This window comes from Nonomuraea rubra, assembly GCF_014207985.1.
In the GTDB taxonomy this organism is placed as follows: Bacteria; Actinomycetota; Actinomycetes; order Streptosporangiales; family Streptosporangiaceae; genus Nonomuraea; species Nonomuraea rubra.
The window spans coordinates 9,962,778-9,983,582 of sequence record NZ_JACHMI010000001.1; the positions used below are offsets into that span (position 1 = coordinate 9,962,778).

17 protein-coding genes are annotated in these 20,805 nt (G+C 70.7%); 10 read left to right on the forward strand and 7 right to left on the reverse strand.

Annotation, left to right across the window (positions count from 1 at the left end):
• Positions 1 to 48: 48 nt before the first annotated feature.
• Complete coding sequence (locus HD593_RS45365) at positions 49 to 534, forward strand: MarR family winged helix-turn-helix transcriptional regulator (protein WP_185109103.1); 486 nt, start codon at positions 49 to 51, stop codon at positions 532 to 534.
• Positions 535 to 590: 56 nt separating this feature from the next.
• Here the strand turns inward: HD593_RS45365 and holA are convergent, their stop codons facing one another.
• Positions 591 to 1,574: a DNA polymerase III subunit delta gene (gene holA, locus HD593_RS45370; protein WP_185112524.1), complete on the reverse strand. Its 984-nt coding sequence runs from the start codon at positions 1,572 to 1,574 to the stop codon at positions 591 to 593.
• A 294-nt stretch (positions 1,575 to 1,868) separates the two neighbouring features.
• Here holA and HD593_RS45375 point away from each other — a divergent pair, with 294 nt between their 5' ends.
• Positions 1,869 to 2,408 (forward strand): GNAT family N-acetyltransferase, encoded by a 540-nt coding sequence (locus tag HD593_RS45375; RefSeq protein ID WP_185109104.1) that lies wholly within the window; start codon positions 1,869 to 1,871, stop codon positions 2,406 to 2,408.
• 9 nt (positions 2,409 to 2,417) lie between these two features.
• On the opposite strand, the gene HD593_RS45380 is transcribed toward HD593_RS45375, so the two are convergent.
• From HD593_RS45380 to HD593_RS45405, 6 genes are all read right to left on the reverse strand, one after another.
• Entirely contained in the window at positions 2,418 to 5,072 is a 2,655-nt protein-coding gene (locus HD593_RS45380; RefSeq protein WP_185109105.1) for a ComEC/Rec2 family competence protein, read from the reverse strand.
• A 244-nt stretch (positions 5,073 to 5,316) separates the two neighbouring features.
• Positions 5,317 to 5,862: a ComEA family DNA-binding protein gene (locus HD593_RS45385; protein WP_185109106.1), complete on the reverse strand. Its 546-nt coding sequence runs from the start codon at positions 5,860 to 5,862 to the stop codon at positions 5,317 to 5,319.
• 821 nt (positions 5,863 to 6,683) lie between these two features.
• Positions 6,684 to 7,541, reverse strand: coding sequence for a DegV family protein (locus tag HD593_RS45390; protein WP_312904190.1), 858 nt, complete (start codon positions 7,539 to 7,541; stop codon positions 6,684 to 6,686).
• Between the two features lie 82 nt (positions 7,542 to 7,623).
• The gene (gene hutI / locus HD593_RS45395; RefSeq protein ID WP_185109108.1) at positions 7,624 to 8,832 is read right to left on the reverse strand and encodes an imidazolonepropionase; all 1,209 of its coding nucleotides are present in this window, start codon (positions 8,830 to 8,832) and stop codon (positions 7,624 to 7,626) included.
• 465 nt (positions 8,833 to 9,297) lie between these two features.
• Positions 9,298 to 10,710, reverse strand: a complete 1,413-nt coding sequence (hflX, locus tag HD593_RS45400) for a GTPase HflX (RefSeq protein ID WP_185109109.1) — start codon at positions 10,708 to 10,710, stop codon at positions 9,298 to 9,300.
• Positions 10,711 to 10,798: 88 nt separating this feature from the next.
• Positions 10,799 to 11,497, reverse strand: a complete 699-nt coding sequence (locus HD593_RS45405; protein WP_185109110.1) for a DUF4097 family beta strand repeat-containing protein — start codon at positions 11,495 to 11,497, stop codon at positions 10,799 to 10,801.
• Between the two features lie 143 nt (positions 11,498 to 11,640).
• Between HD593_RS45405 and aceB the strand changes: the two genes are divergently transcribed.
• From aceB to HD593_RS45445, 8 genes are all read left to right on the forward strand, one after another.
• A complete protein-coding gene (gene aceB, locus HD593_RS45410; protein WP_185109111.1) occupies positions 11,641 to 13,218 on the forward strand; it encodes a malate synthase A in 1,578 nt (525 codons plus the stop codon).
• A gap of 14 nt (positions 13,219 to 13,232) precedes the next feature.
• Positions 13,233 to 14,669, forward strand: coding sequence for an FAD-linked oxidase C-terminal domain-containing protein (locus HD593_RS45415; RefSeq protein WP_185109112.1), 1,437 nt, complete (start codon positions 13,233 to 13,235; stop codon positions 14,667 to 14,669).
• An 8-nt stretch (positions 14,670 to 14,677) separates the two neighbouring features.
• A complete protein-coding gene (locus tag HD593_RS45420) occupies positions 14,678 to 15,829 on the forward strand; it encodes an FAD-binding oxidoreductase (RefSeq protein WP_312904191.1) in 1,152 nt (383 codons plus the stop codon).
• Positions 15,829 to 17,031, forward strand: a complete 1,203-nt coding sequence (locus HD593_RS45425) for a (Fe-S)-binding protein (protein ID WP_185109114.1) — start codon at positions 15,829 to 15,831, stop codon at positions 17,029 to 17,031. The genes HD593_RS45420 and HD593_RS45425 overlap by 1 nt, the downstream gene beginning before the upstream one ends.
• Positions 17,032 to 17,095: 64 nt before the next feature.
• On the forward strand, positions 17,096 to 17,836 hold the full coding sequence (locus HD593_RS64795; RefSeq protein ID WP_312904193.1) for an IclR family transcriptional regulator: 741 nt from the start codon (positions 17,096 to 17,098) through the stop codon (positions 17,834 to 17,836).
• A gap of 42 nt (positions 17,837 to 17,878) precedes the next feature.
• Complete coding sequence (locus HD593_RS45435; protein ID WP_185109115.1) at positions 17,879 to 18,619, forward strand: IclR family transcriptional regulator; 741 nt, start codon at positions 17,879 to 17,881, stop codon at positions 18,617 to 18,619.
• 4 nt (positions 18,620 to 18,623) lie between these two features.
• Positions 18,624 to 18,836: a DUF2277 domain-containing protein gene (locus tag HD593_RS45440; RefSeq protein ID WP_132596886.1), complete on the forward strand. Its 213-nt coding sequence runs from the start codon at positions 18,624 to 18,626 to the stop codon at positions 18,834 to 18,836.
• Positions 18,837 to 18,899: 63 nt separating this feature from the next.
• Positions 18,900 to 20,804 carry a hypothetical protein gene (locus HD593_RS45445; RefSeq protein ID WP_185109116.1) on the forward strand — a complete coding sequence of 635 codons (1,905 nt, stop codon included), beginning with the start codon at positions 18,900 to 18,902 and terminating at the stop codon, positions 20,802 to 20,804.
• The last annotated feature ends 1 nt before the right edge of the window (position 20,805 follow it).

Sequence of the window (20,805 nt, forward strand, 5' to 3'; positions counted from 1 at the left end):
TGGCGAATGTTTCGTCAACAAAATACTTGCTGCCGTATGATCCGTGGCATGGAGGACTCGGTCGATCGCCACCTGGCCCGCTGGCGCGGCAAGGCGCCCTTCGACGAGCGGGTGGAGGCGATCGTGACGCGGATGCAGTTCCTCGTGAAGCACCTGTCCCACACCAAGGAGGCGGCTCTGGCGGAGGTGGGCATGCAGGACTACGAGTTCGAGACGCTGCACCGCCTGGTGGCACGCGGCGGCTCGGCGACGCCGTCCGAACTGGCAGCCGACCTGCTGCTCTCACCGGCCGGCATGACGGGACGCCTGGACACGCTGGAGCGCACGGGTCTGGTACGCCGGGTCCGGAGCACCGAGGACCGCCGCCGGGTGGACGTCGAGCTCACCTCGAAGGGCAAGAACCTGTGGTTCGAGGCGATGACCATCCGCGCCGAGGTGGAGGCGTCCATGGTCAACGCCCTGACCCCAGCGGATCAGGCCCTCCTGGACACCCTCCTCAAACAACTCCTCCTGAAGGCAGAGACAGCCCGCTGACCCTCACCGGCGTACCAACAGCCGAAGAGCCCGCCTACTCCGCCGGACAGCCTCGGCTATCGTCCGGTGCGGCTGGCCACGATGACCTGCACCGTGTGCTCCAACGCGTACGCCGGGTCCGCTCCCCCACCCTTGACCTGCTCATCCGCACTGGCCACAGCCTGGATCGCCCTCGCCAGCCCTTCCGGCCCCCAGCCGTTGAGCTGGCGCTTCACCCGATCCACCTTCCATGGCGGCATCCCGACATGACTGGCCAGCTGCCCGCCCCGCAGATTGCGCGGCGCACTGCCGACCTTCGCCAGCGACCGCAACCCACCGGCCAGCGCGCTCACCAGCAGCACCGGAGCAACCCCCGTGCCCAGCGCCCACCGCAACTGCTCCAGTGCGTCCGCCAGCCGCCCCTCGACGGCCGAGTCGGCGACGTTGAACCCGGTGACCTCCGCCCGCCCCTTGTGATACCGGGCCACCGCAGCCGCACTGATCGTCTTGTCCTCTGTGTCGAACGCCAGCTGGTTACACGCGGCGGCCAGCTCGCGGAGATCGTTCCCCACGGCGTCGAGCAACGCCTGCGCCGCGTCGCCGGAGATGTTCCGCCCGGCCCGCTTGAACTCCCCCTTGATGAAGTCCAGCCGCTCCCCCGCCTTCGTGACCTTGTTGACCGTGATCACTGCGGCCCGGGCCTTCTTCACCCCGTCGACCAGCGCCTTCCCCTTCACCCCACCCGGATGCGCCAGGACCATCACGGTGTCCTCGGAAGGCTGCTTGGCGTACGTCACGATCTCGGTGATGACCTCCTTGGGCAGATCCTGGGCGGACCTGATCACCACCACGGAACGATCCCCGAAGAGCGACGGCGAGGTCAGCTGCGTGAGCTCGCCGGTCGTGACCTTGCTGCCGAGGAGGTCATGCACCTCGGTGCTGGGATCGGCCGCCCGCGCCGCCGCCACGACACCGCTCACCGCCCGCTCAACCAGCAACTCCTCGTCGCCGACAACCAAGGTCACAGGTGCTGGATCGGTTCCCGCCATGTCAGGCAGCATGCCATGCGCCGCCGACAACCTGGTACTCAACTCCCTGACTCCTCACCAGCCACCCGCCACCCCAGGCGGAGCCACGTCTCACGCCAACCCGCACCACCTACCAAGCCCAGGCGGAGCCACATGCCACGCCCAGGCGGAGCCACATGCCACGCCAGCCGCACCACCCGCTAGCCCACCCCGAACCGCGTGCCACGCCAGCCCGCTCCATCTACTCGATCCAGTTACGCACAGCGATGAACCGCCAGGCACTGGCCCCACCGAAACAGTCGGAAGGCTTCGCCCTACGATCACCGCATGCTTGATCGAACCGGTCGCATCGAAGAACTGCTGACCACGCGACTGTCACTGCGACGCCCGGCGCCGGATGACATCGACGCGATCTTCGCCATCCACAGCGACCCCGCCACCTGCCGGCACAACCCCTCCGACGCCCTGTCCAAGCGTGAGGAGGCGGTGGAGCTCTTCGAACGTTGGAATGATCACTGGCAACGCTTTGGCTACGGCTACTGGGTGGTGCGACGCCATGACTCATACCGGAGGCTGGGCTTCTGCGGGACCAAGGTCATGAACCTTAACAACCTGAGCGTGCTCAATCTCTTCTACCGCTTCGAAGCCTCATCCTGGGGCCAGGGAGTGGCCGGCGAGGCCGCGACCGCGGTGGTCGAGTGGGTAACGGAACGCGTTCCCGATCTGCCCGTCATCGCTCGCGTGCGCCCGGCCAACACCGCCTCTCAACGAGAGGCGGTACGCGCCGGCCTGGTACGGGCTCAACACCTCGACACCACCGGCGAGGACGGCCCGGACTGGATCTTCGCGAAGAACCTGCCTGGCTGAACCGCCTCGTCAGGGGCCGCGAGGGACCACCACCATGCCTCCTTCACGTTCGACGACCGCGAGGTCCCCTGACTGGTCCGTCCGGTAGACGGTGAGTCCGAGGCTGCGGAGAAGACCCAGTGTCGACGTGGCGGGATGGCCGTAGTCGTTGTCGGCTCCCACGCTGATCAGCGCCGCTCGGGCGCCGAGCGAAGCCAGGAAGGCGGGCGACTGCCTGTTCGATCCGTGGTGCGGCGTCTTCAGCAGGTCGGCTCGTACGGGGAGCCGGCGCAGCAGGTCATCCTGTGCCTCCGTTTCGAGGTCGCCGCTGAGCAGGATCGAGCCGGAGCGCCAGCGTACGTGCAGAACCACGCTCGAATTGTTGATCGCGCTGCCCTCGCCCTGCCCGTTCATGTCACCATCGGCAGGATCCGGAGCCAGTACGGTCAGCTCTGATGGGCCGAAGCGCCAGCGGGTGCCCGGCGGGGCCGTCCATTCGGGTATCCGGTGGCGCGCCAGGGTGGCCGAGATCCGGGCTTCGGAGCGCGAGCCCGGCCGGTGTGGGCTGATGACCGCCGCCCCGACCCGCCGGCCCCTGAGGACACCTGGCAGGCCGTCCACGTGATCGGCGTGGGGATGGGTGAGGACGAGCAGAGGTACGTCCTGGACGCCGACTCTTCGCAGGCAGCGGTCCATCGCGACCGCGTCCGGGCCTGCGTCGACCACGACTCCCCGTCCCTGCCCGGCCGAGACGACGAGGCCATCGCCCTGCCCTACGTCGCACATCACCATCAGCCATCCCTTGGGCGGCCACGGGCCGACGATGGGCCGGACCACCAGGACCGCCACCAGAGCGGCTGCGGCGGCCGTCAGTGCGATGGCGCGCCAGGCACGGTGTCTCAGGACGGGGATCGCCACGATCACCGTCAACAGGAGCAGGCCGAGCCCTGGCAGGCCGGCAGGCCAGGGCATGGTGGCGAAGGGCAGGTTGACCGCCCAGCCTGCGACCATGATGATCCAGCCGACCGCGTACCCTGCGGGGATCACCAGGAGCCTGGCGGCGTCCGGCCACACGGGCGCCACCAGCGCGGCACCGAAGCCGAGCAGGGTCGCGGGTGCCACCGCCGGCGCGACGAGCAGGTTCGTGATCACCGCTACGGGCGTCAGCTGGCCCGCCATCAGCACCAGTACAGGCGTCACGGCCACCTGAGCAGCCGCCGGCACGGCCACGGCCTCAGCCAGCCAGCGAGGAAGCCGGAAACGCGGAAGATGGTAACGGGGAAGCCGATCACTGGAAGGCCCATCGCGGGGCAGCCGGTCAAGAGACTCTCGGCCGAGAGGGAGCCGGTCGAGGGACGGCCGGTCGGGGGGAAGCTCGTCGGGGGGAGGCTGGTCGCAGAATTCGGAGTTTTCGCGATCTTGTGCGTGTCCGGGGATGCGGTTTCCTTCCTGCCTGGGTATGCGGACTTGCTCGGAGATGGGCACATGCTCGTGCTCCACACCAGGCAGGCGGGGTTGCTCCAGGTCAGGGGTGTGGCCGGGCTTCTCCGGGAGGCCGGTTTCCTGGTTTGTGCCTGACAGCTTGTCTCGCCAGTGCGGGGCGAGGAGGAGGATGCCGGCGGTGGCCGTGACCGAGAGGGCGAAGCCGTACGAGCGGGCCAGGTCGGGGGCGAACAGGACGAGGAAGAGGACCGTGGCCGACAGGGCTGCGAAGCCGTCCTTCGAGCGGCCCGTACCCATGGCGATGGCTGCGGCGAGACCCATGAGAAGAGCGCGGAGCACGCTCGGGGACGGCCGGGCGACCACCGTGAACGCGAGCATCGCTACGGCGGCGAAGCCCGCCCTGACGGGAAGGGAGAGGCCGATCAGGCGGGAGAGGGCGAGCACCGCGCCTGCGACGATCGCCAGATTGGCGCCTGAAACGGCGTTCAGGTGGCTCAGACCCGCTTCTCTGAGGTCGGAGGTCACCTGGGGATCCATGCGGGAGACGTCGCCCACGACGAGGCCGGGGAGGAGGCCGCGCTGGTCGGGAGGGAGGACGTCGGCGGCGGATCGGAGGCCCGATCTGAATGCGCCTGCCGCTGTGTGCAGGGTGGATGGGCGTGTCAGGACGCGCGGCGGGCTTCGGACGAGCAGGGTTGCCGCTTCCAGGGTGCCGGGGGTTGGTCTCGCCAGGCGGCCGGTGACTTCTACGTCCTGGGTGGGCAGGAGGGTGGACCAGGCTTGGCCTGTGGCGAAGACCGTGATGGGGATGTTGACGGCTTGTCTGGTTGTGGGGGTTTGGATGAGTTTGAGGTTCGCGGAGACTACGTAGCTCTCCTGGGTGAAGCGGGCGTTTCTGTTGGATCTGCGCTTTGGGTCGCCGGTCAGGGTGATGTGGGCGGCGATGAAGGCGTTTTTGCTGGCCAGGTCTGCTGTCGGGCCCGTTGTGAGGGCGTGGATGCGAAGGGCTGTCGAGGCTGAGGCCGCTGCTGTGCAGATGAGTGTGGCCAGCAGGATGTTGCGCCATCCGGCGCGCCCGGATGGCGAGGGTGGGTCGGATGCGAAGCGTGGCGGGGAGGGGAGGGCGGGGCCGGGTGGTGTGGTGGATGGCGTTGGGCGTGATTGTTGGCGGGACGTCGCGGGTGTTCTTGTGAGCCAGGCTGTGGCTGCGGCGGCGAGGGCTGCGGAGGTGGCGACGATCATGCCGATGAGGGGTGGGCAGGCGAGGAGGATCAGGGCGCTGGCCCACGCTGTCAGGGCCGGGAGGACCAGGGGCCAGGCATGCGCCTGCCTGGCGGTTTGCTGGTGTTCCTGAGCAGGGTCAGGCCTCGGGCCGCTGCAGGCCCGTGCAGCGTCGGTCTGCTCACTGGTGTGTACGCCGGTGCGGTGCGCAGGTTGAGGCCGGGCCGTGGGGTGGCGGCTGTTGCCGGGGTGGGGGTCGGGCATGTCAGACCCGGACCTTCGGCTTGATTTCCTCGAACTTTCTTGGGCCGATGCCAGTGACTTCGCGGAGTTGTTCGATGCTGGTGAAGCCGCCGCGGGTTGTGCGGAACTCGGTGATGCGGGCTGCCAGGACCTCTCCCACGCCTGGGAGTTGTTCGAGTTGGTCGGTGGTGGCGGAGTTGAGGTCCAGGATCGTGGCGGCGGGGTCGGTGGCTGGAAGGCCGGGTTGGGCTGCTTCGGGGGAGGTGGCGCCCACCACGATCTGCTCGCCGTCGATCAGGCGTCTGGCCAGGTTGAGTGAGCCTGTGGAGGCTCTGCGGGACACGCCTCCCGCGGCTGTCACCGCGTCCGCTACCCGGGCGCCCGTGGGGAGCCGGTAGACGCCGGGGTGGCGGATCTTGCCGGTCACGTGGACGGTGACCTTGGTTGACGTGGTCGCTGGGGGCGTGGGTGCCATCGGGCTCATGGGAGTGGGTGGTGGCAGGGGTTGTGATGAGGGTTTCGACTGCCAGATGAAGAAGATGGCCACGGCGGTTGCCAGCACGCTCACGGCGAGAAGGACGCGTAGGCCGGGTTTGCCTGGGTCGAGGGCCGTCTCGCCCTGGGTGGCCACGAGTTTGCGTAGTGCCTGGAGGGCGGCGGGCGATGGTGATGGCGATGAAGTGGGCGGCGGGCCGGGGGCAGGAACGCCAACGGGGGCCTTGACGAAGGCGGGGGCCTTGACGAAGGCGGGGGCGGAGGTAGCGGTGGGGGCGGGGTCAGTGTTTGGGGAGGCGGGACTGGGTGGTGGGGTGGTTGGCCACCGCTGGGCCGGCGGGGCGTCCTGGTCAGCCGGCGACCAGGACGGGGCGGTCGGCCGCCGCTCGACCGACGGCTTGTCCTGCTTGGCTGGGGACCGCCCAGCCGGATGCGGGCGCTCTGGTGGTAGGGGCTGATGCAGGAGGAAGTCGGTGCCGTCCCCGCTGGTGTGCTCGGTGATCGCAGCGCTGACGCGAGAGGTGTGCGTTTGAGGTGGTGGCCCGAAGGGGGTGTCGGCCGCTTGGGCGCGCTCCGGTGGCTCCTGCGGCGAGGTCGGGCGGCGCTTCGGTGGGTATGCCGGGACGGCTGCCGTGCCCCACGGAGGGCGGCCGAGGAGGCGGCGGGGGCGGCGGGCAGGGGTGGTGATCGACCGTAGCCGGGACTCGGCTATGGCGCGCTCTGCCGTGGGGTCGGGGGTTCGCACGGCGGAGAATGTATGGCTTGAGCTTTGGCTGGCGGGGACCGAGCGGGGTTCTGTGGATGGAGGAGGCAGCGGGGTGGATGGTTGTGGACAGTGCGGAGAGCCAGGTGGGCGGAGGAGAGGGCTGGGTCGGTGGGTCGGGGAAGGTGTGGCTAGAGGTCAGGTGAGGTGATGGTCAGGCCGAGCAGGCCTGGGCCCACGTGGGCGCCGATCACGGCCCCCACCTCGACCATCCGAAGATCCCTCAGCCCCGGCACCCGCTTCCGCAACCGCTCCGCCAACGCCTCCGCTCGTTCCCTCGCCGCCAGATGCTGCACCGCCACCTCTACCCGCCTCTCCCCCGCCACCTCCACCGCCAGGTCCTCCAGGCGGGCGATGGCGCGGGACGACGTACGGACCTTCTCCAGGAGGGAGATGCGGCCGTCGGCGAGGTGCAGGAGCGGCTTGATCATGAGGGCGGAGCCGAAGAGGGAGGCTGCCGCGCCGATGCGGCCGCTGCGGTGAAGGTAGTCGAGGGTGTCGACGTAGAAGAACGTCCGGGTGCCGCGCATGCTGCGGCGGGCGGCGGCGGCGACCTCGTCCGGCGGGGCTCCGGACGCGGCGGCGCGGGCGGCTGCCAGGACGGGGTAGCCCAGGCCCATCGCGATGGAGCGGCTGTCGATCACGTCCACCGGTACGGGGGCGTCGCGGGCGGCGGTCCTGGCGGACTCGATGGTGCCCGACAGTTCGCCCGAGACGTGGATCGAGACGATGGCCGTGGCCCCGCCGGCAGCCAGGTCGGAGTAGCAGGCGGCGAAGCGGGCGGGGGCGGGGCGGGAGGTGGTGGCGTGGGCGAGGTCTCCGGTGAAGGATCCCTCGTCGAAGGTGCGACCGCCGGTGAAGGACCCCTCGTCGAAGGTATGGCCACCTGAAGGGCCGCTTGGAGAGTCGCCTGAAGACCCGCTTGAAGGGCCGCCGCCGGCCGTGGTGACGCGTGGGCCGGGACCCTGGGCGATCACCTGTACGGGCACCACCGCCACCCCAGCCACAGCCCCCAGATAAGCAGTCGAATCCGTAACCACGGCAACCGATGGCGACATAACCCGAGATTAGCTACTGAACCGGCGTTCCACCCCGCCACACCCGCCGCGGCTTCAGCCCGAACGACCAGGCGAAGGCGCCCTCGTGGTCGGCGTCCCACTGGACGATGTCGGCCAGCCGGCCGGGAGCCAGCACGCCGCGGTCGGGCGCGCCGAGTACGGTGGCGCCGCCGAGGGTGGCCGCGCGCAGGGCGTCGTTGACGCTCATCCCGAACGCCGACACCGCCATGGCCACGACCAGGGACATCGAGGTGATGCCGCAGTAGCCGGGGTTGTGGTCGCTGCCGAGGGCGATCTGCACGCCGTGCTTGATCATCTGGCGGACCGGCGGGAGGTGGCCGCGCTGGAGGGCGGTGGCGGGGCAGACGACGGCGGGCACGCCGTAGCGGGACATGATCGCGATGTCCTCGTCGGACATGTGGTGCAGCCCGTCGGCCGACGCGCAGCCGAGCTCTGCGGCGAGCTGGACGGCGCCGCGGCGGCTGAAGATGCCGGCGTGGATGCGCGGCAGCAGGCCCACGTTGCGGCCGGAGGCCAGGACCCAGCGGGATTCCTCGGTGGTGAAGTAGCCCTCGTCGCAGTAGACGTCCACGCTGTCGGCGCCGGCGGCGGCCGCGTCGGCGCACCAGGCGCCCACGGCCTCGACGTACTCGCGCTGCCTGCCGAAGTACTCCGGCGGCACCACGTGCGCGGCCAGGAACGTGACGTGCACCCGCGGCATCATCGGCTCCTTCTCCAGCTCGCGCAGGAGCCGCACGTCGGCGAGCTCGCCGTCGCGGGTGAGGTGGTAGCCGGTCTTGGCCTCGACGGTCGTGGTGCCGCTGAGCAGCCAGCCGCGCAGCCGCTCGCGCACGCCGTTGCAGAGCGTCCACGGGTCGGTGCCGCGGGTCACGGTGACGGTGGAGCCCACGCCGCCGCCCGCCGCGGTGATCGAGGCGGAGGTGGAGCCGCCGGTGCGGATGGCCAGCTCGGCGTAGCGGTTGCCGGCGTAGACGGGGTGCGTGTGGGCGTCGATGAGGCCGGGCGTGACGAGTGCGCCGCCGAGGTTCTCGACGTGGTCGACGTCGACGATGTCATCGACCACGCCGGGCACGCTCTGGGGAAGGTCCGGCGCGCGGCCGACCCAGGCGATGCGGTCGTTGTGCACCAGGATGGCGGCGTTGCTGAGGACCTCGTTGCCGGTCCAGAGGCGGCCGATGTTGGTCAGGAGTCGGACGGTCACCGCATCACCACCCCGTACGACCCCCCGCACGAGCGCGCAGCCCAGCGCACGGCCTGTGCCGCGCCCACTGAGTCCGCTCCGGGTCCGGACGACATGGGGGGTCTCCTGCTCTTCCGCATCGAGTTGTGCGGTGACCGTATCGCCGGAGCCATGATCCGGCGATTTCAGTTCAGTTACGTTATTTCACATGTTGGGCTGCTGTACAGGGTTATTCGGAAGAAAGACCATTCATCCCAACCATCACGCAGCCCTACCTTGTCACCATGGTTACCGCTGACGACGTTCACACCCTCAGCCACCATGAGACCAGAACCCAAACCCAAAACCAGACCAACGTTAGGTCTGGCCAATCCTAGCAATCCCAGGGTTCTGGGACCACTGCCGCTTTTGGGTAGCTGTGCGCGCTTTGCGGCGAGTAATGCGCGAAGTGGCCCGGCCATGACGGCCGGGCCACCCGACAGGTTCCTAGGAGACGCGCTCTACCGGCTTGCCCACGCGCAGCAGCTCCTGCGACAGGCTGGGCAGGACCCTGGCGTGCAGGATCGTCCCGTCGCCCACGTGGTCCACGGAGAGCACCTCGCCCTCCCGGTGGGCCCGGGAGATGAGATCCCCCCGCTCGTACGGCACCAGCAGATGCACCTCGTGATCGAGCCGCGGCAGCCGCTCCTCGATGAGCTGCATCAGCGCGGGGATGCCCTTGCCCGTGCGGGCGGACACCACGATGCTGTCCCGCTCACGCCGCGCGATCCGGTCCAGCACCTCCTGGTCGGCCGCGTCCGCCTTGTTGATCACCACGATCTCGGGGATCTCGGAGGCGCCCTCGATGTCGGCGAACACCTCACGCACGGCCGCGAGCTGACCCTCGGGGTCGGGGTGCGACCCGTCCACGACGTGCAGGATCAGGTCGGAGTCGGCGACCTCCTCCAGCGTGGACCTGAACGCCTCCACGAGCTGGTGCGGCAGGTGCCGGACGAAGCCGACGGTGTCGGCGATCGTGAACAGCCTGCCCTCCGGCGTGCGCGCGCGGCGCACGGTCGGGTCGAGGGTGGCGAACAGTGCGTCCTCCACCAGCACGCCCGCGCCCGTGACGCGGTTGAGCAGCGAGGACTTGCCGGCGTTGGTGTAGCCGGCGATGGCCACGGCGGGCACCTCACGGCGCTGGCGCCGGTAGCGCATGGTCTCGCGCGAGGTGGACATGCCGCTGATCTGGCGGCGCAGCTTGGACATGCGCTCGCGGATCCGCCGGCGGTCCAGCTCGATCTTGGTCTCACCGGGGCCGCGGCCGCCGATGCCGACGCCGCCCGCGGCGCGACCGCCGACCTGCCGGGACAGGTTGCCACCCCAGCCTCGCAGGCGCGGCAGCAGGTACGACAGCTGCGCCAGCTCGACCTGGGCCTTGCCCTCGCGGCTCTTGGCGTGCTGGGCGAAGATGTCGAGGATCAGCGCGGTCCGGTCGATGACCTTGACCTTGACGATGTCCTCGAGCTGGCGGAGCTGGCCAGGGGTCAGCTCACCGTCGCAGATCACGGTGTCGGCGCCGCTGGACTCGACCACGTCGCGCAGCTCCAGCGCCTTGCCGGAGCCGATGTACGTGGCCGGGTCGGGCTTCTGGCGACGCTGGATGAGCCCGTCGAGCACCTGCGACCCGGCCGTCTCGGCCAGGAGCTTCAGCTCGAGCAGGGAGTTGTCGGCGTCCTCCGCGGTGCCGGAGGTCCAGACGCCGACCAGGACGACCCGTTCGAGCCGCAGCTGACGGTACTCGACCTCGGAGACATCCTGGAGTTCGGTGGAGAGTCCCGCCACGCGGCGGAGCGCCTGGCGATCCTCTAGGTCCATGTCGCCGGTCTCGAACGCGTCGAGCTCGGAGTATTCGTGCATTCGTGTCATCTCTATGAGGGAACGTCTGGACACCTCGGTGTCTTCCCACGATGGTGGCACGACATCCGCGGCGCAATCATCTGGTTAATCAAGCGGGCTTCACGGTGATGTTCCCCGAACCGGCGGTCAGCGAGATCTTGTGCGCGGAGGAGGTGTCGTTCTTGACCGTCACGGCGGTGTCACCCGAGCCCACCTCGGACTTCACGTCGTAGGCGCCGTCGGGGACGCTGAGCGTGATGTCGCCCGATCCGGCCTCCAGCTCGGCGCTGTCGGGCGCGGTGACGTACTTGAGCTCGAGGTTCCCCGAGCCCGTCTCCGCGAACACCTGCTTGCCCGCCAGCCCGGCGGCGTCCACGTCGCCGGAGCCGGCGTTCACGTCGATCGGCCCGGTGAGGTTCCTGAGCGTCAGGTTGCCCGAGCCGGTCTCCAGGTCGACCGAGAGACCCTTGGGGATCTCGATCTTGTAGTCGACGCTGCAGCCCCCGCCCCAGTCCGACGGGCACGTGTACGACATGAGCAGCGTCTCGCCCTCGACCTTGTGCTCGGGCTTGGGCTTGCTGCCTTCACCGCGCCAGTGCAGGGTCTCGACGACGCGTACGGCGGTGCCGCCGGTCTCGGTGATCACGGCGTCGCCCGAGTTGCTCCTGAGCTGGAGCTTGGTGACCTTCTCCGTCACCTGGTACGAGGCCGACTCCGAGGTGCCCGGCTGGGCGAGGTCGGCCAGCCCGCAGCCGGTCAGCAGCGCGGCGGAGGCCAGCAGTCCGGCCGCGAGCGCGATGGTCTTCATGGAAGAGATGGTGTCGCGCGATCCCCCTGGCCCACATCGGGGATGACCCCAGGCGAACCCCAACCTTTGACCCCTGAGGGTCAGGGGGGTAACTTCACTTCCACAATCCAGAACTCATTTTCCACAATACGGAAAGAGGTCCCATGGAGATCACCGGCCCGATGCTCGACCGGTTCGACGAGATCCTCACGCCGGAGGCGCTCGATTTCGTGGCGGCTCTCCAGCGGGAGTTCGGCGCCAGGCGGCTGGAGCTGCTGGAGGCCCGCCAGGCGCGCCAGGCGGAGCTGTCGGCGGGCGGCATGCTCGACTTCCTGCCCGAGACGAAGGAGATCAGGGAGAGCGACTGGCAGGTCGCGCCCCCGGCGCCCGGCCTGGAGGACCGCCGCGTCGAGATCACCGGCCCCGTCGACAAGAAGATGACCATCAACGCGCTCAACTCCGGCGCCAAGGTGTGGCTGGCCGACTTCGAGGACGCCAACTCCCCGCTCTGGGAGAACTGCGTGTCCGGCCACCTCAACCTGCGCGACGCGCTCGACCGCACGATCGACTTCGAGACCGGCGGCAAGGCGTACGCGCTCAAGCCCGACGGCGAGCTGGCCACCGTGGTCGTGCGCCCGCGCGGCTGGCACCTGGACGAGAAGCACGCCCAGGTGGACGGGCGGCCCGTCTCGGGGTCGCTGTTCGACTTCGGGCTCTACTTCTTCCACTGCGCCCAGCGGCAGCTCGACAAGGGCAAGGGCCCGTACTTCTACCTGCCCAAGATCGAGTCGCACCTGGAGGCGCGGCTCTGGAACGACGTGTTCACCAGGGCCCAGGAACTGCTCGGCATCCCGCACGGCACGATCAGGGCGACGGTGCTGATCGAGACGTACCCGGCGGCGTTCGAGATGGAGGAGATCCTCTACGAGCTGCGCGACCACTCGGCCGGGCTGAACGCGGGCCGCTGGGACTACCTGTTCAGCGTGATCAAGAAGTTCCGTACGAGGGGCCGTGAGTTCCTGCTGCCCGAGCGGAACGCGGTCACGATGACGGCCCCGTTCATGCGCGCGTACACCGAGCTGCTCGTGCGCACCTGCCACAAGCGCGGCGCGCACGCCATCGGGGGGATGGCGGCGTTCATCCCCTCGCGCAGGGACCCCGAGGTCAACGCCGTGGCGCTGGAGAAGGTGCGGGCGGACAAGACGCGCGAGTCCGGCGACGGGTTCGACGGGTCGTGGGTGGCGCACCCTGACCTGGTGCCGATCTGCCGGGAGGTGTTCGACGGCGTGCTCGGCTCGCGGCCGAACCAGCTCGACCGGCTGCGCGAGGACGTCAGCGTCACGGCCGGCGAGCTGCTGGCCGTCTCCGAGACGCCGGGCGACATCACCGAGGCGGGGCTGCGCAACAACGTGGACGTGGCGCTGCGGTACCTGGCCGCCTGGATGGGCGGGCTCGGCGCGGTCGCCATCCACAACCTCATGGAGGACGCCGCCACGGCCGAGATCTCGCGGTCTCAGATCTGGCAGTGGATCCACAACGACATCACGCTCGCCGACACCGGCCAGCAGGTGACCAAGGAGCTGGTCGAGCGGATCATCACCGAGGAGGTGGCGAAGATCGCCACGGAGCCGGGCTACGACGAGAAGCTCTTCGCGCAGGCGACGGCCCTGTTCAAGGAAGTGGCGCTGGACGATGATTTCGCCGAGTTCCTGACCCTTCCCGCCTACGCCCGGATGCCGTAAATATTCTGATGATGATGGACACGCTGGTCGCGGCTCTGCGTTCGCTCCTGCCCGCCGATTCGGTCATCACCGATCCGGTGCGATTGCGCACGTACGAGTGCGACGGCCTCACCTACCACCGGGCGACTCCCGGCGTGGTCGTCCTGCCCGGCACGGCCGAGCAGGTCGCCCAGGTGGTACGGCTGTGCAACGAGCACGGCGTGCCGTTCGTGGCCAGGGGCTCGGGCACCGGCCTGTCGGGGGGCGCGCTCCCGCGCGAGGACGGCGTGCTGATCGTCACCTCGAAGATGCGCGCGATCCTGGAGATCGACCTCGACGACCGCCGGGCGGTCGTGGAGCCCGGCGTCACGAACCTGGCCATCACCGAGGCGGTCCGCGACCGCGGCTACTACTACGCCCCCGACCCCTCCAGCCAGCAGGTCTGCTCGATCGGCGGCAACGTCGCGGAGAACTCCGGCGGCGCCCACTGCCTCAAGTACGGCTTCACCGTCAACCACGTGGAGGCCTGCGAGATCGTCACCCCGGACGGCGACCTGGTCACGCTCGACCGCATGGACCCGGGTTACGACCTGCTGGGGGCGTTCATCGGCTCGGAGGGCACGCTGGGCATCGCCACCAAGATCACGGTACGGCTGTGCCGCGCGCCCGAGGCCGTGACCACGGTGCTGGCCGCGTTCGAGAGCATCGAGCAGGGCGGGCAGGCCGTCTCGGCGATCATCGGCGCGGGCATCGTGCCGGCCGCGATCGAGATGATGGACGCGCTGGCCATCGAGGCTGCCGAGGCGGCGGTGGCCTGCTCCTACCCCGCGGGCGCGGGCGCGGTGCTGATCGTGGAGCTGGACGGGCCCGCCGCCGAGGTGGAGCGGCAGTTCGCGCAGCTCCGGGAGATCTGCGCGAACGCGTTCGAGCTGCGCGTGGCGGCCGACCCGGCCGAGCGGGCGGCGATCTGGAAGGGCCGCAAGTCGGCGTTCGCGGCCGTCGGGCGCATCAGCCCGGCCTACATCGTGCAGGACGGCGTGGTGCCGCGCACGTCGCTGCCCGCCGTGCTGGCCGCCATCGACCGGCTGTCGGCGGAGCACGACATCAGGGTGGCCAACGTCTTCCACGCCGGTGACGGCAACCTGCATCCGCTGGTGCTGTTCGACGACGCGGAGCCGGGCGCCGGTGAGCGGGCCGAGGTGGTGTCGGGCGCGATCCTCGACCTGTGCATCGAGCACGGCGGCTCGATCACGGGCGAGCACGGGGTCGGCGTGGACAAGTCCCGGTACATGCCGAAGATGTTCAGCGAGGACGACCTGGACACCATGCAGCTCGTCCGGTGCGCGTTCGACCCCCAGGGGCTGGCGAACCCGGGCAAGGTGTTCCCCACCCCGCGCCTGTGCGGCGAGGTGCCCGGCGTGCGCAAGGGCGTGCATCCGCTGGTCGAGTCGGGGAAGGCGGAGCAGTTTTGATCGCGGGCGTGACGGTGAGGGAGGCCGGCCCCGGCGACGCGGTGAACGGCGTGCGGCCCCGCTGGGTGGCGCTGCCCGAGACGGTCGGGGAGATCGCGGCCGTGCTGCGCGCCGGCGCTGAACAGGACCTGGCGGTGGTGCCGACCGGCGGCGGCACGAAGCTGCACTGGGGCCCGCCGCCCGAGCGGTGCGACGTGCTGCTCGACCTGTGCTGCATGAACGAGATCCTGGAGCACGCCGCGGGCGACCTGGTGGTGCGCGCCCAGGCCGGCGTGACCATGGACGCGCTGGCGGGCATGCTCGCGGCCAAGGGGCAGGAGCTGGCGCTCGACGTGCCGTTCACCGAGGGCACGACGGTCGGCGGCACGCTGGCCGCCTCGCTGCCCGGCCCGCGCTCCTTCCGCTACGGCACCGCCCGCGACCTGCTCATCGGCATCACCGTGGTGCTGCCCGACGGCACGATCGCCTGCTCAGGCGGCAAGGTGGTCAAGAACGTCGCCGGTTACGACCTGGGCAAGCTGTTCACCGGCTCGTACGGCACGCTCGGCGTCATCGCGGAGGCCACGTTCCGCCTGCACCCGCTGCCCGCGGACCGCCGCTGGGTCGTCGCCGAGCTGGATCGGGCCGAGGTGGCGCCGGTCGCCGCGCGGCTGGCGGCCTCGCAGGCCGAGCCGAGCGCGGTGGAGGTGGACTGGCCGGATCCCGGCGGGCCCCTCACGCTGGCGGCGCTGGTGGAGGGCACGGCGGCCGAGGCCAGGGCCGGGGCGCTGCGCGAGCTGATCGGCGGCGGCTCCCCGACCACGGAACAGCCCTCCTGGTGGGGGCTGATCGAGCGGGACGAGGTGCTGGTCGAGCTGCGGTTCCTCCCGAAGGACACCGCGGCCGTGCTCGACGCCGTGGCCGGGACCGGGCTGGCGCTGCGCGGCTCCGCCGTGAGCGGGCGGGTGCTGCTGGAGGCACGCGGGGCCCTGACAGAGGATGAGCTGGCCGCCGCCGTGGCGCGGCTCAGGGAACGGGCGCGGGCGCACGTGCTCGCCGCGCCGTACGACGGGCTGGACCGGTGGGGGCGGGTGAGCGGGCTGCCGCTGATGCGGCGGGTCAAGGAACGGTTCGACCCCGGGCGCAGGATGTCTCCCGGACGGTTCGTGGGAGGCATCTGATGGACCCGAAACTGATCAACGACTGCGTGCACTGCGGGTTCTGCCTGCCGACCTGCCCGACGTACGCGCTGTGGGGCGAGGAGATGGATTCGCCGCGCGGCCGCATCCACCTGATGAAGCAGCACGTCGAGGGCACCCCGATCACGCCCGAGATGGCCGGGCACTTCGACGCCTGCCTGGGCTGCATGGCGTGCGTGACGGCCTGCCCGTCCGGGGTGAAGTACGACCGGCTGATCGAGCTGACCAGGGTCGAGGTGGAGCGGCAGCACGTGCGCGAGCCTGAGGACCGGGCCGTGCGCGGGATCGTGTTCAACCTGTTCCCCTACCCGCGTCGGCTGCGGCTGCTGCGGCCGACGATGTGGCTGGCCGAGCGGATGGCGCCGTTCCTCACCCGCGCGAACCCGAGCCTGGGCGCCATGGCCGCGCTCGCGCCGCGCGTGGAGCACCGGCAGCGCCTGCCGCGCCTGGTCAGGGCCAGGGGGGAGCGCCGGGCCACCGTGGGGATGCTGCTCGGCTGCGTGCAGCGGGAGTTCTTCCCGCAGGTCAACGCGGCCACCGCGCGGGTGCTGGCGCTGGAGGGGTGCGACGTGGTCGTCCCGCCCGAGCAGGGCTGCTGCGGGGCGCTCAGCGTGCATTCCGGGCGCGACGCGCAGGCCAGGCGGCTGGCGGGCCGGACGGTCAGGGCGTTCGAGCGGGCCGGGGTGGAGACCGTCGTGGTGAACGCGGCCGGGTGCGGCTCCTCCATGAAGGAGTACGCCGAGTTGCTCGGGTACGAGCCCGGGTTCCGGGTCATGGACCTGTCGGAGTACCTGGCCGAGCTGGGGCCGGTGGCCAAGCGGCATCCGCTGCCGCTCACCGTCGCCTACCACGACGCCTGCCACCTGGCCCACGCCCAGGGGGTGCGGGCGCAGCCGCGCGGGCTGCTGGGCGCGATCCCGGAGCTGGTGCTGCGCGAGATCCCCGAGTCGGCCATCTGCTGCGGGTCGGCGGGCACGTACAACCTGCTGCAGCCCGAGGCCGCCCGCGACCTCGGGGACAGGAAGGCCTCGGCGGTCGGCACGACCGGCGCCGAGCTGCTGGTCTCCGCCAACCCCGGCTGCACGATGCAGATCGCCGCCGCCATGCGCCGCGCCGGCGGCACCATCAGGGTGGCGCACACGGCCGAGGTCCTGGACGCCTCCCTGCGTGGAGTGATGCTGTGAGCGACCGCAGGGAGCGAACCATCAGACGCAGCGAGTTGCTCGCCGGCCCGACGGAGGAGGGTCGGTGAGTGTCCAGTCCGTGGAGCGGGCGCTGGACGTGCTCGAAGCGCTGGCCGAGCACGGCGGCGAGGCCGGGCTGTCGGAGATCGCCGCCAGGACCGGGCTGCCGTACGGGACCATACACCGGCTGCTGCAGACCCTGCTCGCCCGCGGTTACGTACGCCAGGAGTCCGACCGCCGCTACGCCCTGGGCGGCGGCCTGGTACGGCTGGGCGGCATCGCGGAGAGCATGGTCGGGGTGTGGGCGCAGCCGTACCTGACCAAGATGGTCGAGCTGTCCGGCGAGACCGCGAACCTGGCCGTGCTCGAAGGCGACTTCGTCGTCTACGTGGCGCAGGTGCCCTCGCCGCGCAGGCTGCGGATGTTCGCCGAGGTCGGGCGGCGGGTGCTGCCGCACAGCACGGCGGTGGGCAAGGTGCTGCTGGCCGGGCGGCCCGCCTCGGACGCGGTCGCCGTGTTCGAGCGCACCGGCATGCCGCGCCGCACCCCCAACACGATCACCGACGTGTCCTCCATGCTCGCCGAGCTGGGGATGGTCAGGAGCCGCGGCTACGCCATGGACCTGGGCGAGGAGGAGCTGGGCGTGCACTGCCTGGCCGTGCCCGTGTGGGACGGCGACCGGGTGGTGGCCGCGATGTCGGTGTCGGGGCCGGCCGAGCGGATCGACGCGCTGGACCGCGACGACCTGGCCGAGCGCATGCGCAAGATCGCGCTCGACTTCGGCGGCGAGCTGGCTCCGGGCTGAGGCCGGCGGAGCGGCGGCGGGCTGAGGCTATTGTGTTGCGCTATGGGCAACAGCACGTCGGTTCAGTCCGTCGATCGTGCCATCGCGATCCTGGAGATCCTGGCCCGTGACGGGGCCACGCGCGTGACGGACCTGGCGGCCGAGCTCGACGTGCACAAGTCCACGGCGTTCCGGCTGCTGGCGGCCCTGGAGCGGGGCGGGCTGGTGGAGCAGACCGGGGAGCGCGGGCGCTACCGGCTCGGCTTCGGCGTCGTACGGCTGGCCGGGGCCGCCACCGCGCAGCTCGACCTGTCGCGCGAGAGCCGCCCGGTGTGCCTGCGGCTGGCGGAGGCGATCGGCGAGACCGTCAACATCGCGGTCGGCCGGGGCGGCGACGCGGTCAACGTCAGCCAGGTACGCGGCCCCGCGGCGATCAGCGGCCACAACTGGGTCGGGCAGCGCACCCCCTCCCACGCCACCTCCAGCGGCAAGGTGCTGCTGGCGCACGGCGTGCTGCAGCTCGGCCCCGAGCTGGAGCGCTACACGCCGCACACCATCACCGCGCCGGAGGAGCTGCGCCTGGAGGAGATCAGGGAGCGCGGCTGGGCGGCCACGGTGGAGGAGCTGGAGGTCGGGCTGAACGCGGTGGCGGCGCCCATCAGGGGCGCCGACGGGTCGGTGGTGGCCGCCGTCAGCGCCTCGGGGCCCTCCTACCGGCTGACGCCGGACCGGCTGGCAGAGGTGGGCGCGGCCCTGGTCGCGGGCGCGAGGGAGATAAGCCAGCGCATCGGATATTACGGTTAGTGGCATGTGTAGAAGCATCAAGACCCTCCGCCCGCCGTACACCGAGAGCGTGACCGAGGAGGACGTGCGGGCCGCGGCGCTGCAGTACGTCAGGAAGATCTCCGGCTTCCGCGCGCCCGCGGCGCACAACGCGGAGGCGTTCGACCGGGCCGTCGAGACGATCACCAGGGCCTCCGAGGAGCTGCTGGGGGCGCTCCAAGTTCGCGGGAGTCGTTGACAGGGCCTGCGCGTCGGAGAAGTCTCCCCGGTGTAACCCCCAGCGATCCCCCAGGGAGCTCCCATGATCAGCGGGTTGTACCAGGGACAGGACGGCGACTCTCGGCTGGCGCTGCGCATCGACGTCGACGGGGCCAGGCCCATGGGCCGGGTGAGCGGCGACCTGTTCACGGTGGCCGGGGCGACCACCTCCTACGTCGGCTCGTTCGTGGTCCACGCCCCCGCCGTGCGGGCCGGGCTGATCCAGGGGCGGGGAGACTTCACGTTCGCCGCCCCGGCGCGCGACGTGAGCATCACGATCACCGGGGACGCCGTGACGGCGGCGGTCGCGGGGCGCACCTACCAGGTGTCGTTCGTCTCGCCGCACTTCCGCAGCGTGCTGCTGGAGCAGGACTCCGTGGTGGGGACGGCGCCGTTCGTGGCGTACCGCACCGGGTCGCTGCCCGGGCCCGCCGGGTCGCCGGACCGGGAGCTGAACGTGGTGTCGGCGTACGCGGAGGCGGGCATCGAGCTGACCCTGGCAGAGCCGGGCGTCATCCCCGTCGAGGGGTCGGGCACGGACCTGGCGTGGGACGACGCCGAGCTGCACCACGCGATGACGCGGCACTTCGGCGCGTTCGGGGACGCGGTGGCGTGGCGGCTGTGGCTGCTGGTGGCCAGCAAGCACGTGGGCGGCTACCGGGGGATCATGTTCGACTACAACGACGCGCACCAGCGGCAGGGCGCCGCGGTCTTCTACGACGCGATCAAGGGTGACACGCCGCAGGCCCAGCGGGCGCAGTTACGGACGTACGTGCACGAGCTCGGCCACGCCTTCAACCTGCTCCACTCCTGGCAGAAGAACCTCGCCACCCCGCCCCAGCCCCTCGGCCCCCACGGCGGCTTCGGCGACCTGTCGTGGATGAACTACGTGCAGAACTACCAGCCCGGCGGCGAGCCGGGCTACTGGGCCGCCTTCCCCTTCCAGTTCACCGACGCCGAGCTGATCCACCTACGCCACGGCTTCTACCGCGACGTCGCCATGGGCGCCAACGCCTTCGGCACCGGCGCCGCCGAGATCGACCCCTTCGAGCAGCCGGTCGAGGACCACTCGGGGCTGCGGCTGGAGCTGCGGGCCAAGGACTCGTACGAGCTGGGCGAGCCCGTCGTGCTGGAGCTCAAGCTCGCGTACGTGGACGAGCCGCGCACGACGCACGGCCACCTGCACCCCGACACGGAGTTCACCCAGGTGTCGATCACGCAGCCGGGCGGCAGGACCGTGCTGTACCGGCCGATGATGCGGCACTGCGTGGACACCTCCCCCGAGATCCGCCTGGACCCGGGCAACCCGGCCATCTACCGCAGCGCGTACATCGGGCACGGCCGGGACGGCCACTACTTCCAGCTCCCCGGCGAGTACCAGATCCGCGCCCAGTACGTCGCCGCCGACGGCTCCCGCATCGTCTCCCCCGTCTGCCCGATCAGGGTGCGCTTCCCGGTCAGCCGTGACGACCACCTGGTGGCCGAGCTGATGCTGGGCGAGGACCAGGGCAAGCTGTTCTCCCTGATGGGGTCCGACTCGCCGGCGCTGCGCGCGGGCAACGAGGCGCTGGACGAGGTCATCGGCCGCTACGGCGACCACCCGCTGGCCGTCTACGCCCGCCTGGTCAAGGGGCTCAACGCGGAACGGGAGTTCAAGGAGCTGACGGCCGGCAACCGGCTGCGCGTCCGCCCGCCGGACCCGAAGCAGGGCATCGAGCACCTGACGGCCGTGGCCAGGGACGCCGGCATCGACAACATCACGCTGAACCTGGCGATGCGGCGGCTGGCCCGGGCGGAGGCGCGGCAGGGGGACATCGTGCGGGCCAACGCGGTCATGGACAAGATGGTCGCCACGTTCGAGGCCAAGGGGGTCAACGAGATCGTCCTGGGGCAGATCCGCCGCCAGGCCGAGCTGACGAAGTCCGCGCTCAGCGCCGAGCTCTCCTGAG

What these genes read in the sequence shown, in the direction of transcription:
- HD593_RS45440 (WP_132596886.1), top strand. Translation starts at nt 18,624, where the DNA reads ATGTGTAGAAGCATCAAGACCCTCCGCCCGCCGTACACCGAGAGCGTG.
- HD593_RS45415 (WP_185109112.1), top strand. Translation starts at nt 13,233, where the DNA reads ATGGACACGCTGGTCGCGGCTCTGCGTTCGCTCCTGCCCGCCGATTCG.
- HD593_RS45435 (WP_185109115.1), top strand. Translation starts at nt 17,879, where the DNA reads ATGGGCAACAGCACGTCGGTTCAGTCCGTCGATCGTGCCATCGCGATC.
- HD593_RS45365 (WP_185109103.1), top strand. Translation starts at nt 49, where the DNA reads ATGGAGGACTCGGTCGATCGCCACCTGGCCCGCTGGCGCGGCAAGGCG.
- hflX (WP_185109109.1), bottom strand. Translation starts at nt 10,710, where the DNA reads ATGCACGAATACTCCGAGCTCGACGCGTTCGAGACCGGCGACATGGAC.
- holA (WP_185112524.1), bottom strand. Translation starts at nt 1,574, where the DNA reads ATGCTGCCTGACATGGCGGGAACCGATCCAGCACCTGTGACCTTGGTT.
- HD593_RS45375 (WP_185109104.1), top strand. Translation starts at nt 1,869, where the DNA reads ATGCTTGATCGAACCGGTCGCATCGAAGAACTGCTGACCACGCGACTG.
- aceB (WP_185109111.1), top strand. Translation starts at nt 11,641, where the DNA reads ATGGAGATCACCGGCCCGATGCTCGACCGGTTCGACGAGATCCTCACG.
- HD593_RS45445 (WP_185109116.1), top strand. Translation starts at nt 18,900, where the DNA reads ATGATCAGCGGGTTGTACCAGGGACAGGACGGCGACTCTCGGCTGGCG.
- HD593_RS45425 (WP_185109114.1), top strand. Translation starts at nt 15,829, where the DNA reads ATGGACCCGAAACTGATCAACGACTGCGTGCACTGCGGGTTCTGCCTG.
- HD593_RS45405 (WP_185109110.1), bottom strand. Translation starts at nt 11,497, where the DNA reads ATGAAGACCATCGCGCTCGCGGCCGGACTGCTGGCCTCCGCCGCGCTG.
- HD593_RS45380 (WP_185109105.1), bottom strand. Translation starts at nt 5,072, where the DNA reads ATGATCGTCGCCACCTCCGCAGCCCTCGCCGCCGCAGCCACAGCCTGG.